The sequence below is a fragment of the Pseudomonas sp. S2_B10 genome, assembly GCF_054668425.1.
In genome coordinates this window covers 2279773-2293818 of sequence record NZ_CP162768.1, presented here as the reverse complement: position 1 = coordinate 2293818, position 14046 = coordinate 2279773, and the positions used below count along the sequence as shown (strand labels likewise).

The 14046-nt window shown below is 52.8% G+C and carries 10 protein-coding genes, 6 tRNA genes and 3 rRNA genes; all 19 read left to right on the top strand.

All coding sequences use genetic code 11. The annotated features are described in order from the left end of the window. Positions 1-23: 23 nt before the first annotated feature. The 19 genes from tyrS (at position 24) to rplJ (ending at position 14005) form a co-directional block, all read left to right on the top strand. Positions 24-1223 carry a tyrosine--tRNA ligase gene (gene tyrS / locus AB4O45_RS10315; protein ID WP_016772931.1) on the top strand — a complete coding sequence of 400 codons (1200 nt, stop codon included), beginning with the start codon at positions 24-26 and terminating at the stop codon, positions 1221-1223. Positions 1224-1776: 553 nt separating this feature from the next. Next, positions 1777-3313 (top strand): 16S ribosomal RNA (locus AB4O45_RS10310). Positions 3314-3436: 123 nt separating this feature from the next. Next, positions 3437-3513: transfer RNA gene (locus AB4O45_RS10305), tRNA-Ile, on the top strand. A 10-nt stretch (positions 3514-3523) separates the two neighbouring features. Beyond that, a tRNA-Ala gene (locus AB4O45_RS10300) sits at positions 3524-3599 on the top strand. Between the two features lie 238 nt (positions 3600-3837). Next, positions 3838-6731 (top strand): 23S ribosomal RNA (locus AB4O45_RS10295). 154 nt (positions 6732-6885) lie between these two features. Continuing rightward, positions 6886-7001, top strand: a 5S ribosomal RNA gene (gene rrf, locus AB4O45_RS10290). The 16S, 23S and 5S rRNA genes sit together here with 2 tRNA genes alongside, the layout of an rRNA operon. A gap of 131 nt (positions 7002-7132) precedes the next feature. Then, complete coding sequence (gene birA, locus AB4O45_RS10285; RefSeq protein WP_150638814.1) at positions 7133-8086, top strand: bifunctional biotin--[acetyl-CoA-carboxylase] ligase/biotin operon repressor BirA; 954 nt, start codon at positions 7133-7135, stop codon at positions 8084-8086. Further along, positions 8076-8828, top strand: coding sequence for a pantothenate kinase (locus AB4O45_RS10280; protein WP_095181970.1), 753 nt, complete (start codon positions 8076-8078; stop codon positions 8826-8828). Before birA ends, AB4O45_RS10280 begins: the two co-directional genes overlap by 11 nt. Positions 8829-8835: 7 nt before the next feature. Next, positions 8836-9267 carry a hypothetical protein gene (locus tag AB4O45_RS10275; protein ID WP_460161367.1) on the top strand — a complete coding sequence of 144 codons (432 nt, stop codon included), beginning with the start codon at positions 8836-8838 and terminating at the stop codon, positions 9265-9267. 142 nt (positions 9268-9409) lie between these two features. Next, positions 9410-9494: transfer RNA gene (locus AB4O45_RS10270), tRNA-Tyr, on the top strand. A gap of 25 nt (positions 9495-9519) precedes the next feature. Next, positions 9520-9593: transfer RNA gene (locus tag AB4O45_RS10265), tRNA-Gly, on the top strand. Positions 9594-9620: 27 nt separating this feature from the next. Then, positions 9621-9696 (top strand) — tRNA-Thr (locus AB4O45_RS10260). An 85-nt stretch (positions 9697-9781) separates the two neighbouring features. Next, complete coding sequence (gene tuf, locus AB4O45_RS10255; RefSeq protein WP_064361246.1) at positions 9782-10975, top strand: elongation factor Tu; 1194 nt, start codon at positions 9782-9784, stop codon at positions 10973-10975. Between the two features lie 53 nt (positions 10976-11028). Next, positions 11029-11104: transfer RNA gene (locus AB4O45_RS10250), tRNA-Trp, on the top strand. A gap of 45 nt (positions 11105-11149) precedes the next feature. Continuing rightward, positions 11150-11518 carry a preprotein translocase subunit SecE gene (secE, locus tag AB4O45_RS10245; RefSeq protein WP_016772937.1) on the top strand — a complete coding sequence of 123 codons (369 nt, stop codon included), beginning with the start codon at positions 11150-11152 and terminating at the stop codon, positions 11516-11518. Between the two features lie 9 nt (positions 11519-11527). Beyond that, positions 11528-12061: a transcription termination/antitermination protein NusG gene (gene nusG, locus AB4O45_RS10240; RefSeq protein WP_007957598.1), complete on the top strand. Its 534-nt coding sequence runs from the start codon at positions 11528-11530 to the stop codon at positions 12059-12061. A gap of 118 nt (positions 12062-12179) precedes the next feature. Then, positions 12180-12611, top strand: coding sequence for a 50S ribosomal protein L11 (rplK, locus tag AB4O45_RS10235; protein WP_003176435.1), 432 nt, complete (start codon positions 12180-12182; stop codon positions 12609-12611). Beyond that, the gene (gene rplA / locus AB4O45_RS10230) at positions 12611-13306 is read left to right on the top strand and encodes a 50S ribosomal protein L1 (RefSeq protein WP_024014523.1); all 696 of its coding nucleotides are present in this window, start codon (positions 12611-12613) and stop codon (positions 13304-13306) included. Before rplK ends, rplA begins: the two co-directional genes overlap by 1 nt. A 198-nt stretch (positions 13307-13504) precedes the next feature. Beyond that, positions 13505-14005, top strand: coding sequence for a 50S ribosomal protein L10 (gene rplJ / locus AB4O45_RS10225; protein WP_008081912.1), 501 nt, complete (start codon positions 13505-13507; stop codon positions 14003-14005). Positions 14006-14046 lie beyond the last annotated feature (41 nt).

The following is a 14046-nucleotide window of genomic DNA, read 5'->3' as shown; positions in this document are numbered from 1 at the left end:
AATCTGAGCCTTGCGGGTCTGTTATGAAGTCGGTTGAAGAGCAGCTAGCGCTGATTAAACGTGGTGCGGAAGAACTGTTGGTCGAGTCCGAGCTGGTCGAGAAGCTCAAGCGCGGCCAACCCCTGCGTATCAAGGCTGGTTTCGATCCGACCGCTCCGGATCTGCATCTGGGTCATACGGTGCTTATTAATAAGCTGCGCCAGTTCCAGGAGCTGGGGCACCAGGTCATCTTCCTTATAGGTGACTTCACCGGGATGATCGGTGATCCGAGTGGCAAAAGCGCAACGCGTCCACCGCTGACGCGTGAACAGGTTCTGGAAAATGCTGAGACTTACAAGACTCAGGTTTTCAAAATCCTTGATCCGGCGAAAACCGAAGTTGCCTTCAACTCCACCTGGATGGACAAGATGGGGCCGGCGGATTTCATTCGCCTGACTTCGCAATACACGGTCGCTCGCATGCTTGAGCGCGATGACTTCGACAAGCGCTACACCACCAACCAGCCAATCGCTATTCACGAATTCCTCTATCCGCTGGTTCAGGGTTATGACTCGGTCGCGCTGCGCGCGGATGTCGAGCTGGGCGGTACCGATCAGAAATTCAATTTGCTGATGGGGCGTGAGTTGCAGCGTGGGTATGGTCAGGAGGCACAGTGCATTCTGACCATGCCATTGCTGGAAGGTCTGGATGGCGTGAAGAAGATGTCCAAGTCGTTGGGCAACTATGTCGGTATCCAGGAAGCGCCAGGCGTCATGTACAGCAAGCTGGTTTCCATCCCGGATGCGCTGATGTGGCGTTACTTCGAGTTGCTCAGCTTTCGCTCGATGGATGAGATCAACGCCTTCCGGGCTGACGTCGAAGCTGGAGCGAATCCTCGCGACATCAAAATCAAGCTGGCTGAAGAGATCGTTGCGCGCTTCCATGGTGAAGAGGCTGCGGCGAATGCTCACCGAGGCGCCGGCAACCGTATGAAGGATGGCGAGCTTCCAGATGACTTGCCTGAGATCGAGCTGTCTTCGGTTGAGGATATGCCGATCGCTGCCGTCCTTAATAAGGCAGGCCTGGTGAAGAACTCGGCGGCGGCGCGTGATCTGTTGGCGGCGGGCGGAGTCCGGGTCGATGGTGAAGTGGTTGATCGCTCCTTTATATATGTACTGGGCACGACTCACGTTTGTCAGGCCGGCAAGAAGGCTTTTGCACGTATTACGCTGAAATCTGAATAAAGTTGGAATTGGGGGTTGACGGCGAATTTTAGAAGTCTATAATTCGCCCCACTTCCGGCGCAGTCGAAATGGAAAACTCCTTGAGATTCAAAGAGTTATGCAGTTTTCGACAGCGGCTTGCTTCAGATCATTGAAGCCTGGAAGGAGTTGAAAGAGCAGTGATGTGTAGCTCTTTTAACGGTTCGATCTTCTCGGTCGAAAGCGGAGAAAAAGAGGTGTTGACAGCAGCGATTAACGCTGTAGAATTCGCCTCCCGCTAACGAGAGATCGGAAGCGCAAGTGGTTGAAGTTGTTGAAGAATTCTTCGAAAACTTCTGAAAATAATCACTTGACAGCAAATGAGGCTGCTGTAGAATGCGCGCCTCGGTTGAGACGAAAGATCTTAACCAACCGCTCTTTAACAACTGAATCAAGCAATTCGTGTGGGTGCTTGTGCAGTCAGACTGATAGTCAACAAGATTATCAGCATCACAAGTTACTCCGCGAGAAATCAAAGATGTAACCAACGATTGCTGAGCCAAGTTTAGGGTTTCTTAAAAACCCAAAGATGTTTGAACTGAAGAGTTTGATCATGGCTCAGATTGAACGCTGGCGGCAGGCCTAACACATGCAAGTCGAGCGGATGAAAGGAGCTTGCTCCTGGATTCAGCGGCGGACGGGTGAGTAATGCCTAGGAATCTGCCTGATAGTGGGGGACAACGTTTCGAAAGGAACGCTAATACCGCATACGTCCTACGGGAGAAAGCAGGGGACCTTCGGGCCTTGCGCTATCAGATGAGCCTAGGTCGGATTAGCTAGTTGGTGAGGTAATGGCTCACCAAGGCGACGATCCGTAACTGGTCTGAGAGGATGATCAGTCACACTGGAACTGAGACACGGTCCAGACTCCTACGGGAGGCAGCAGTGGGGAATATTGGACAATGGGCGAAAGCCTGATCCAGCCATGCCGCGTGTGTGAAGAAGGTCTTCGGATTGTAAAGCACTTTAAGTTGGGAGGAAGGGCAGTAAATTAATACTTTGCTGTTTTGACGTTACCGACAGAATAAGCACCGGCTAACTCTGTGCCAGCAGCCGCGGTAATACAGAGGGTGCAAGCGTTAATCGGAATTACTGGGCGTAAAGCGCGCGTAGGTGGTTTGTTAAGTTGGATGTGAAATCCCCGGGCTCAACCTGGGAACTGCATCCAAAACTGGCAAGCTAGAGTATGGTAGAGGGTGGTGGAATTTCCTGTGTAGCGGTGAAATGCGTAGATATAGGAAGGAACACCAGTGGCGAAGGCGACCACCTGGACTGATACTGACACTGAGGTGCGAAAGCGTGGGGAGCAAACAGGATTAGATACCCTGGTAGTCCACGCCGTAAACGATGTCAACTAGCCGTTGGGAGCCTTGAGCTCTTAGTGGCGCAGCTAACGCATTAAGTTGACCGCCTGGGGAGTACGGCCGCAAGGTTAAAACTCAAATGAATTGACGGGGGCCCGCACAAGCGGTGGAGCATGTGGTTTAATTCGAAGCAACGCGAAGAACCTTACCAGGCCTTGACATCCAATGAACTTTCCAGAGATGGATTGGTGCCTTCGGGAACATTGAGACAGGTGCTGCATGGCTGTCGTCAGCTCGTGTCGTGAGATGTTGGGTTAAGTCCCGTAACGAGCGCAACCCTTGTCCTTAGTTACCAGCACGTAATGGTGGGCACTCTAAGGAGACTGCCGGTGACAAACCGGAGGAAGGTGGGGATGACGTCAAGTCATCATGGCCCTTACGGCCTGGGCTACACACGTGCTACAATGGTCGGTACAAAGGGTTGCCAAGCCGCGAGGTGGAGCTAATCCCATAAAACCGATCGTAGTCCGGATCGCAGTCTGCAACTCGACTGCGTGAAGTCGGAATCGCTAGTAATCGCGAATCAGAATGTCGCGGTGAATACGTTCCCGGGCCTTGTACACACCGCCCGTCACACCATGGGAGTGGGTTGCACCAGAAGTAGCTAGTCTAACCTTCGGGAGGACGGTTACCACGGTGTGATTCATGACTGGGGTGAAGTCGTAACAAGGTAGCCGTAGGGGAACCTGCGGCTGGATCACCTCCTTAATCGACGACATCAGCTGCTGCATGAGCTCCCACACGAATTGCTTGATTCATTGAAGAAGACGATAGAAGCAGCTTTAAGCTCCAAGCTGATAGCTCTGAGCTAACAGTTACAAGCTCGAAATTGGGTCTGTAGCTCAGTTGGTTAGAGCGCACCCCTGATAAGGGTGAGGTCGGCAGTTCGAATCTGCCCAGACCCACCAATTTTGTTATGGGGCCATAGCTCAGCTGGGAGAGCGCCTGCCTTGCACGCAGGAGGTCAGCGGTTCGATCCCGCTTGGCTCCACCATAAACTGCTTCGAAGTTTGAGAGTTTAGAAATGAATATTCGAGCTGAATATTGATTTCTAGTCTTTTGATTAGATCGTTCTTTAAAAATTTGGGTATGTGATAGAAAGATAGACTGAACGTTACTTTCACTGGTAACGGATCAGGCTAAGGTAAAATTTGTGAGTTCTCTTAGTTGAGAAATTCGAATTTTCGGCGAATGTCGTCTTCACAGTATAACCAGATTGCTTGGGGTTATATGGTCAAGTGAAGAAGCGCATACGGTGGATGCCTTGGCAGTCAGAGGCGATGAAAGACGTGGTAGCCTGCGAAAAGCTTCGGGGAGTCGGCAAACAGACTTTGATCCGGAGATGTCTGAATGGGGGAACCCAGCCATCATAAGATGGTTATCTTGTACTGAATACATAGGTGCAAGAGGCGAACCAGGGGAACTGAAACATCTAAGTACCCTGAGGAAAAGAAATCAACCGAGATTCCCTTAGTAGTGGCGAGCGAACGGGGACTAGCCCTTAAGTGGCTTTGAGATTAGCGGAACGCTCTGGAAAGTGCGGCCATAGTGGGTGATAGCCCTGTACGCGAAAATCTCTTAGTCATGAAATCGAGTAGGACGGAGCACGAGAAACTTTGTCTGAATATGGGGGGACCATCCTCCAAGGCTAAATACTACTGACTGACCGATAGTGAACTAGTACCGTGAGGGAAAGGCGAAAAGAACCCCGGAGAGGGGAGTGAAATAGATCCTGAAACCGTATGCGTACAAGCAGTGGGAGCAGACTTTGTTCTGTGACTGCGTACCTTTTGTATAATGGGTCAGCGACTTATTTTCAGTGGCGAGCTTAACCGAATAGGGGAGGCGTAGCGAAAGCGAGTCTTAATAGGGCGTCTAGTCGCTGGGAATAGACCCGAAACCGGGCGATCTATCCATGGGCAGGTTGAAGGTTAGGTAACACTGACTGGAGGACCGAACCGACTACCGTTGAAAAGTTAGCGGATGACCTGTGGATCGGAGTGAAAGGCTAATCAAGCTCGGAGATAGCTGGTTCTCCTCGAAAGCTATTTAGGTAGCGCCTCATGTATCACTGTAGGGGGTAGAGCACTGTTTCGGCTAGGGGGTCATCCCGACTTACCAAACCGATGCAAACTCCGAATACCTACAAGTGCCGAGCATGGGAGACACACGGCGGGTGCTAACGTCCGTCGTGAAAAGGGAAACAACCCAGACCGTCAGCTAAGGTCCCAAAGTTATGGTTAAGTGGGAAACGATGTGGGAAGGCTTAGACAGCTAGGAGGTTGGCTTAGAAGCAGCCACCCTTTAAAGAAAGCGTAATAGCTCACTAGTCGAGTCGGCCTGCGCGGAAGATGTAACGGGGCTCAAACCATACACCGAAGCTACGGGTATCACCTTCGGGTGATGCGGTAGAGGAGCGTTCTGTAAGCCTGTGAAGGTGAGTTGAGAAGCTTGCTGGAGGTATCAGAAGTGCGAATGCTGACATGAGTAACGACAATGGGTGTGAAAAACACCCACGCCGAAAGACCAAGGTTTCCTGCGCAACGTTAATCGACGCAGGGTTAGTCGGTCCCTAAGGCGAGGCTGAAAAGCGTAGTCGATGGAAAACAGGTTAATATTCCTGTACTTCTGGTTATTGCGATGGAGGGACGGAGAAGGCTAGGCCAGCTTGGCGTTGGTTGTCCAAGTTTAAGGTGGTAGGCTGAGATCTTAGGTAAATCCGGGATCTTAAGGCCGAGAGCTGATGACGAGTTACCCTTTGGGTGACGAAGTGGTTGATGCCATGCTTCCAAGAAAAGCTTCTAAGCTTCAGGTAACCAGGAACCGTACCCCAAACCGACACAGGTGGTTGGGTAGAGAATACCAAGGCGCTTGAGAGAACTCGGGTGAAGGAACTAGGCAAAATGGCACCGTAACTTCGGGAGAAGGTGCGCCGGTGAGGGTGAAGGACTTGCTCCGTAAGCTCATGCCGGTCGAAGATACCAGGCCGCTGCGACTGTTTATTAAAAACACAGCACTCTGCAAACACGAAAGTGGACGTATAGGGTGTGACGCCTGCCCGGTGCCGGAAGGTTAATTGATGGGGTTAGCTAACGCGAAGCTCTTGATCGAAGCCCCGGTAAACGGCGGCCGTAACTATAACGGTCCTAAGGTAGCGAAATTCCTTGTCGGGTAAGTTCCGACCTGCACGAATGGCGTAACGATGGCGGCGCTGTCTCCACCCGAGACTCAGTGAAATTGAAATCGCTGTGAAGATGCAGTGTATCCGCGGCTAGACGGAAAGACCCCGTGAACCTTTACTATAGCTTTGCACTGGACTTTGAATTTGCTTGTGTAGGATAGGTGGGAGGCTTTGAAGCGTGGACGCCAGTTCGCGTGGAGCCATCCTTGAAATACCACCCTGGCAACTTTGAGGTTCTAACTCAGGTCCGTTATCCGGATCGAGGACAGTGTATGGTGGGTAGTTTGACTGGGGCGGTCTCCTCCTAAAGAGTAACGGAGGAGTACGAAGGTGCGCTCAGACCGGTCGGAAATCGGTCGTAGAGTATAAAGGCAAAAGCGCGCTTGACTGCGAGACAGACACGTCGAGCAGGTACGAAAGTAGGTCTTAGTGATCCGGTGGTTCTGTATGGAAGGGCCATCGCTCAACGGATAAAAGGTACTCCGGGGATAACAGGCTGATACCGCCCAAGAGTTCATATCGACGGCGGTGTTTGGCACCTCGATGTCGGCTCATCACATCCTGGGGCTGAAGCCGGTCCCAAGGGTATGGCTGTTCGCCATTTAAAGTGGTACGCGAGCTGGGTTTAGAACGTCGTGAGACAGTTCGGTCCCTATCTGCCGTGGACGTTTGAGATTTGAGAGGGGCTGCTCCTAGTACGAGAGGACCGGAGTGGACGAACCTCTGGTGTTCCGGTTGTCACGCCAGTGGCATTGCCGGGTAGCTATGTTCGGGAAAGATAACCGCTGAAAGCATCTAAGCGGGAAACTTGCCTCAAGATGAGATCTCACTGGAACCTTGAGTTCCCTGAAGGGCCGTCGAAGACTACGACGTTGATAGGTTGGGTGTGTAAGCGCTGTGAGGCGTTGAGCTAACCAATACTAATTGCCCGTGAGGCTTGACCATATAACACCCAAGCAATTTGCTGACCTGAAAAGGCACCAGATTGCGGTGTGTGAAGACGAAACGAACCGAAAGTTCGAAATTCACAAAAACCTAGCTGTCACATACCCAATTTGCTGAAGCGAGGCCATCCGGTCCCGAGTCAGTACCCGAATTTCTTGACGACCATAGAGCGTTGGAACCACCTGATCCCATCCCGAACTCAGCAGTGAAACGATGCATCGCCGATGGTAGTGTGGGGTTTCCCCATGTGAGAGTAGGTCATCGTCAAGATTAAATTCGAAACCCCAATTGCGAAAGCAGTTGGGGTTTTGTTTTGCCTGCGAGAAATGTGTCCGCTTGATTTCTATGCAACGGCCCGGGGCATGGCTATTATGCGGGCCTCATTATGAGGCGATACCTGCATGCTGACGTTGTTGAACCTACTGAAGGATGGACGATTCCATTCCGGACAGGACTTGGGCGTTGCCCTGGGAATTAGCCGAAGTGCTGTATGGAAGCAGCTACAACAGCTTGAAGCTGAACTCGGCCTGTCGATCCATAAAGTTCGCGGTCGCGGATATCAATTGTCGGCGCCTCTGATGCTCCTTGATCCACTTGAAATAACCAGGAAGATGCCCGAATGGCCGGTGCGTGTGTTCGACTCCGTCGACTCGACAAATGCCGAAGCTTTGCGCTCTATCAGTGAGGGCGCCCCCGCGCCGTTTTTGGTGCTCGCGGAGCGACAATTGGCAGGCCGTGGTCGTCGAGGCCGCAAGTGGGTGAGCCCATTTGCGGAAAATCTTTATTACAGCCTGGTTCTTCGAATAGATGGCGGCATGCGTCAGCTTGAGGGGTTGAGCCTTGTTGTTGGCTTGGCCGTGATGCAGACCTTGCGAAGCGCCGGCGTGCCCAATGCCGGTTTGAAGTGGCCCAACGATGTTTTGGTGGGTAACAAGAAAATAGCCGGCATCCTGCTCGAACTCGTCGGCGATCCGGCGGATGTATGTCATGTTGTATTGGGTATAGGAATCAACGTGAATATGCAGGTTGCCGATGAGGTCGACCAGCAATGGACTTCTATAAAACTGGAGTCAGGCAAAGCCTGCGATCGCAATGCTCTGGTGGTTGAGTTGAGTAATCAACTCAAAGCTTATACCCATAAACACCAGCTCAACGGGTTCGCAAGTCTGCAGGCAGAATGGGCGGAAAATCATCTGTGGCAGGGTCGATCCGTGTCGTTGATCGCGGGTAACAGCCATATCGATGGGATAGTGCTCGGGATTGATAGCCAAGGCGGGTTGCGCTTGATTGTAGATGGTGTTGAAAAAGTCTTTAGTGGTGGAGAGCTCAGCCTGAGGTTGCGTGATGATTCTTGAGCTTGACTGCGGCAATAGTTTTATCAAATGGCGCGTGCTGGATGCGTCGGCGAGTGGGCTGGTTTCGGAAGGGGTTGTAGATTCCAATCAGGCTTTGCTTGAGAGTCTACGGATCATAAAGCCGCTCTCGCTGCGCAAGTGTCGTTTGGTAAGCGTCAGGACTAACGAGGAAACCAGCGCTTTAACCGAAATGCTTGAGCGCGCGTTCGGTATTCCTATCGTGTGTGCGAAACCCGCCCGCGAGATGTCCGGTGTTCGAAACGGCTATGAAGACTATGAGCGTCTGGGGCTTGATCGCTGGCTGGCGATGCTCGGCGGCTTCCACCTGGCTGCCGGAAGTGCTTGCCTGGTTCTCGATTTCGGTACCGCGGTCACTGCCGATTTTGTCGCGGCTGACGGTGAGCATCTCGGGGGGTTCATTTGTCCTGGTATGCCTTTGATGCGAAACCAGTTGCGCACCCATACCCGTAAAATTCGTTATGGTGATGAAGCAGCAGAGCGCGCCCTTTCCAGTCACGTCCCGGGACGGACCACCGTTGAAGCGGTGGAGCGCGGTTGTTCTTTGATGCTGAGGGGCTTCGTTCTCACTCAATTAGAGCTGGCTCGAGCGTACTGGGGAGAGCAATTCGCCGTCTTTATTACGGGAGGGGATGCCGAGTTGGTTAAAGGCGTCGCGCCTGACGCCAGGGTTGTGCCCGACCTGGTTTTTGTCGGCTTGGCGATGGCTTGTCCCTTGTCTTGAGGTTTATATGCGTTGGTTGTTCCTGCTGCTGGTTGTACTCAATGTTTTTTACTATGTCTGGCATCAGCAGGAAGCGCCCTTGCGAGCCAAAGATGTAACGCCTCTTAATCTGTATCGTGGTTCGCAGCAGGATATCCGTCTGCTGAGCGAAACCGCAGGTGAAGGTCGAAGAGGCGAGGTGGCGCCGCGTCAGCAGTGCTTGTTCCTTGGTGGATTTTCTGGCGAAGATTCAATTGCCAGGTTGCAACAGCGTCTGGTGGCGATGAAAGTCAATGTGCAATCCCTGCCGAAAGATGCTGCCGGAAGCGGGTACTGGCTGGCAGCTGCGCCGGACAGCCAGCGTTTGTTGGGCGATCTGCAGTTGCAAAACCTTTCCAAGGAATTCAATGAGTTAAAACATAAAATAATGCTGTGCGAAGGGGTTGCACCTGCTCAATAGTTTGCATAGAATGGCGCCCGCTCCACAGCGAACACCTTAAACGGGATTCGAAGTGAAGCGTGTCAACGCAGCTAACCTCAGGTTTTTAAATGAGAAAATGCTTGACAGGGGTTTGGCATGATATAGAATGCCGGCCTGATTAGGAGGGGTTCCCGAGCGGCCAAAGGGATCAGACTGTAAATCTGACGTCTACGACTTCGAAGGTTCGAATCCTTCTCCCTCCACCAGATTTAAGCGTGAGCTGCAGGCTCCGCGGGTATAGTTTAGTGGTAGAACCTCAGCCTTCCAAGCTGATGATGCGGGTTCGATTCCCGCTACCCGCTCCAAGTTTGCAGGTTGTGCAAAAGGGTTTTGCTCTTGTAGCTCAGTTGGTAGAGCACACCCTTGGTAAGGGTGAGGTCAGCGGTTCAAATCCGCTCAAGAGCTCCATATAACAAGGCAGATATGAAAATATCTGCCTTTGTTTTAATGGTTGATATTGTTTGTCTAATTTCTTCTGTAGAGGGTGATATCGATGGCTAAGGAAAAATTTGATCGTTCCCTGCCCCACGTCAACGTTGGGACCATTGGTCACGTTGACCACGGTAAAACCACTCTGACTGCTGCTCTGACTCGCGTTTGCTCCGAGGTTTTCGGTTCTGCAATCGTTGACTTCGACAAGATCGACAGCGCACCAGAAGAAAAAGCTCGCGGTATCACCATCAACACCGCGCACGTTGAGTACAACTCGAAGATCCGTCACTACGCTCACGTTGACTGCCCAGGTCACGCTGACTACGTGAAGAACATGATCACCGGTGCTGCTCAGATGGACGGCGCTATCCTGGTTTGCTCGGCCGCTGATGGTCCGATGCCGCAAACCCGTGAGCACATCCTGCTGTCCCGTCAGGTTGGCGTTCCGTACATCGTGGTCTTCCTGAACAAGGCTGACCTGGTAGACGACGCTGAGCTGCTGGAACTGGTTGAGATGGAAGTTCGTGACCTGCTGTCGACTTACGACTTCCCGGGCGACGACACTCCGATCATCATCGGTTCGGCTCGTATGGCGCTGGAAGGCAAAGACGACAACGAGATGGGCACCACTGCCGTCAAGAAGCTGGTTGAAACTCTGGATGCCTACATCCCAGAACCAGTTCGTATGATCGACAAGCCATTCCTGATGCCAATCGAAGACGTATTCTCGATCTCGGGTCGCGGTACTGTTGTGACTGGTCGTATCGAGCGCGGTATCGTTCGCGTTCAGGATCCGCTGGAAATCGTTGGTCTGCGTGACACCACCGTTACTACTTGCACCGGTGTTGAAATGTTCCGCAAGCTGCTCGACGAAGGTCGTGCTGGCGAGAACTGCGGCGTTCTGCTGCGTGGTACCAAGCGTGACGACGTTGAGCGTGGCCAGGTTCTGGTCAAGCCAGGTTCGGTCAAGCCGCACACCAAGTTCACCGCAGAAGTTTACGTTCTGAGCAAGGAAGAAGGCGGTCGTCACACTCCGTTCTTCAAAGGCTACCGTCCACAGTTCTACTTCCGTACTACTGACGTGACTGGTAACTGCGAGCTGCCAGAAGGCGTTGAAATGGTAATGCCAGGTGACAACATTCAGATGACTGTTACCCTGATCAAAACCATCGCGATGGAAGACGGTCTGCGTTTCGCTATCCGTGAAGGCGGTCGTACCGTCGGCGCTGGCGTCGTAGCAAAAATCATCGAATAAGCGGTTGTAATGTATTTTTCGGGCCGGCATAATGGTCGGCCTGATTTTGTTTTAGGTCAGTAGCTCAATTGGCAGAGCGACGGTCTCCAAAACCGTAGGTTGGGGGTTCGATTCCCTCCTGACCTGCCAGATTCACTCGGTGTATCTGGCTTTCTTTTCACAGGATCTTCATAGATGACTCCTAAAGCTGAAGCTCAAGGCTCTCGCTTCGATCTGCTCAAGTGGCTTGTAGTAGTCGCTTTAGTGGTTGTTGGCGTTGTTGGCAATCAGTATTACGCTGCTTCGCCGATCCTGTACCGTGTACTCGCTTTGCTTGCCATTGCTGCCGTAGCTGCCTTTGTAGGCCTGCAAACCGCGAAGGGCAAGTCTTTCTTTGTACTGGTTAAGGAAGCTCGCACCGAGATTCGTAAAGTCGTGTGGCCAACTCGCCAAGAAACCACGCAGACCACGCTGATTGTCGTGGCTGTTGTTCTGGTTATGGCGTTGCTGTTGTGGGGTCTTGATTCCCTGCTAGGCTGGCTTGTTTCCTTGATTGTCGGCTAAGGGTGTCCCGTGGCTAAGCGTTGGTATGTTGTGCATGCTTACTCGGGTTACGAGAAGCATGTGATGCGCTCGCTGATCGAGCGCGTAAAGCTGGCTGGCATGGAAGATGGCTTCGGCGAGATTCTGGTTCCCACTGAAGAAGTGGTTGAGATGCGTAACGGCCAGAAGCGCAAAAGCGAACGGAAGTTCTTTCCAGGCTATGTGCTGGTCCAGATGGATATGAACGAGGGTACTTGGCACTTGGTCAAGGATACTCCTCGGGTGATGGGTTTTATCGGCGGTACCGCTGACAAGCCTGCGCCAATTACAGATAAAGAGGCAGAAGCGATTCTGCGTCGCGTTGCTGATGGTAGCGACAAGCCTAAGCCGAAGACATTGTTCGAGCCAGGTGAGACGGTGCGTGTCAACGACGGTCCATTCGCTGATTTCAATGGCGTTGTGGAAGAAGTTAACTACGAAAAGAGCCGGATCCAAGTGGCTGTGCTCATTTTCGGTCGCTCTACTCCGGTGGAGCTCGAGTTCAGTCAGGTCGAGAAGGTCTAACTGGACAAGCAATCCCAACCCCGCAGCCTTAGGCTGTGGGGTTTTGTCGTCACTGGGATAAACGCGCAAGTAACCGGGGAGCCTTTCGAGGCGTTCGAACCCGTAATTGGAGTGCCTCATGGCCAAGAAGATTACCGCTTACATCAAGCTGCAAGTGAAGGCCGCTCAGGCTAACCCAAGTCCACCGGTTGGTCCTGCTCTGGGTCAGCACGGCGTGAACATCATGGAATTCTGCAAGGCTTTCAACGCCCGTACCCAGGGTCTTGAGCCAGGTCTGCCGACTCCAGTGATCATCACTGTCTACAGCGATCGTAGCTTCACTTTCGAAACCAAATCCACCCCTGCTTCGGTTCTGCTGAAGAAGGCGGCCGGTCTGACCAGCGGTTCCGCTCGTCCGAACACCGTTAAGGTTGGCACCGTTACCCGTGCTCAGCTGGAAGAAATCGCGAAAACCAAAAACGCGGATCTGACTGCAGCTGATATGGATGCAGCCGTGCGTACTATCGCCGGTTCTGCTCGTAGCATGGGCCTTAACGTGGAGGGTGTGTAATGGCTAAGCTGACCAAGCGTCAAAAGGCTATCGCCGGCAAAATCGAAGCAGGCAAGGCCTACAACATTGTAGACGCCGCTGCTCTGCTGGCCGAGCTGTCGACTGTCAAGTTCAGCGAGTCGTTCGACGTTGCTGTAAACCTGGGTGTAGACCCGCGTAAATCCGACCAGGTTGTTCGTAGCGCTACTGTGCTGCCACACGGCACTGGCAAGACCGTTCGCGTTGCTGTGTTCACCCAGGGTCCAGCTGCTGAGGCCGCTCTGGCTGCCGGCGCTGATCGTGTAGGTATGGACGACCTGGCTGCCGAAATGAAAGGCGGCGACCTGAACTATGACGTAGTGATCGCATCCCCGGATGCCATGCGCGTTGTAGGTCAGTTGGGTCAGATCCTCGGTCCACGTGGCCTGATGCCTAACCCTAAAGTCGGCACCGTAACTCCAGACGTAGCCAACGCGGTCAAGAACGCCAAGGCTGGTCAGGTTCGTTATCGCACCGACAAAAACGGCATCATCCACACTTCCGTTGGCAAGATCGGCTTCGACGCCGTCAAGCTGAAGGAAAACGTTGAAGCCCTGATCGCTGATCTGAAGCGTATCAAGCCAGCTTCCTCGAAAGGTATTTACGTCAAGCGCGTTACCCTGAGCACCACTATGGGCCCAGGTCTGGTTATCGACCAGAGCTCGCTCGACGCGTAAGACAAAGGTTGGCGCGGATTGCCGCGCCAATTGAAAGATTGGGGTCCCTGCCTGGCGGGGGCTATCCAAGACCGTAGGCGGCGCAAGCCTTAAACCTCAAGCCTACGCAGATGGTGCTCCCGGTTCCTTACCGAATCAGACACCAAAACGAAATTCGGTTCCGATCGAATGAAACGGTAACAAGCAGGAGTTAAACCCGTGGCAATTAATCTCGAAGACAAGAAGGCCATCGTCGCTGAAGTCAACGAGGCTGCCAAAGTCGCTCTGTCCGCTGTCGTGGTTGATGCACGTGGCGTAACAGTAGGCGCAATGACCGGACTCCGTAAAGAGGCTCGTGAAGCTGGCGTTTACGTACGTGTTGTACGTAACACCCTGCTCAAGCGCGCTGTTGCTGACACTCAATACAGTGTTCTCAACGACGTGTTCACCGGCCCGACCCTGATTGCATTCTCGAACGAACATCCGGGCGCTGCTGCCCGTATCTTCAAAGAGTTTGCCAAGGGTCAGGACAAGTTCGAGATCAAGGCAGCTGCGTTCGAGGGCAAGTTCCTCGCAGCTAATCAGATCGACGTACTGGCAACTCTGCCGACCCGTGACGAAGCAATTTCTCAGCTGATGAGCGTGATTCAAGGCGCAACCAGCAAATTGGCTCGTACTCTGGCGGCAATTCGCGACCAGAAAGAAGCTGCCGCAGCCTAAGGCTCGTCACTTCTCGCGTTTTTTGTTTATTTCGATGGTCG

Bases quoted from the DNA above. Each gene is read 5' to 3' on its own strand.
- AB4O45_RS10275 (WP_460161367.1), top strand. From the start codon at position 8,836: ATGCGTTGGTTGTTCCTGCTGCTGGTTGTACTCAATGTTTTTTACTAT.
- birA (WP_150638814.1), top strand. From the start codon at position 7,133: ATGCTGACGTTGTTGAACCTACTGAAGGATGGACGATTCCATTCCGGA.
- rplA (WP_024014523.1), top strand. From the start codon at position 12,611: ATGGCTAAGCTGACCAAGCGTCAAAAGGCTATCGCCGGCAAAATCGAA.
- AB4O45_RS10280 (WP_095181970.1), top strand. From the start codon at position 8,076: ATGATTCTTGAGCTTGACTGCGGCAATAGTTTTATCAAATGGCGCGTG.
- rplK (WP_003176435.1), top strand. From the start codon at position 12,180: ATGGCCAAGAAGATTACCGCTTACATCAAGCTGCAAGTGAAGGCCGCT.
- tuf (WP_064361246.1), top strand. From the start codon at position 9,782: ATGGCTAAGGAAAAATTTGATCGTTCCCTGCCCCACGTCAACGTTGGG.
- tyrS (WP_016772931.1), top strand. From the start codon at position 24: ATGAAGTCGGTTGAAGAGCAGCTAGCGCTGATTAAACGTGGTGCGGAA.
- secE (WP_016772937.1), top strand. From the start codon at position 11,150: ATGACTCCTAAAGCTGAAGCTCAAGGCTCTCGCTTCGATCTGCTCAAG.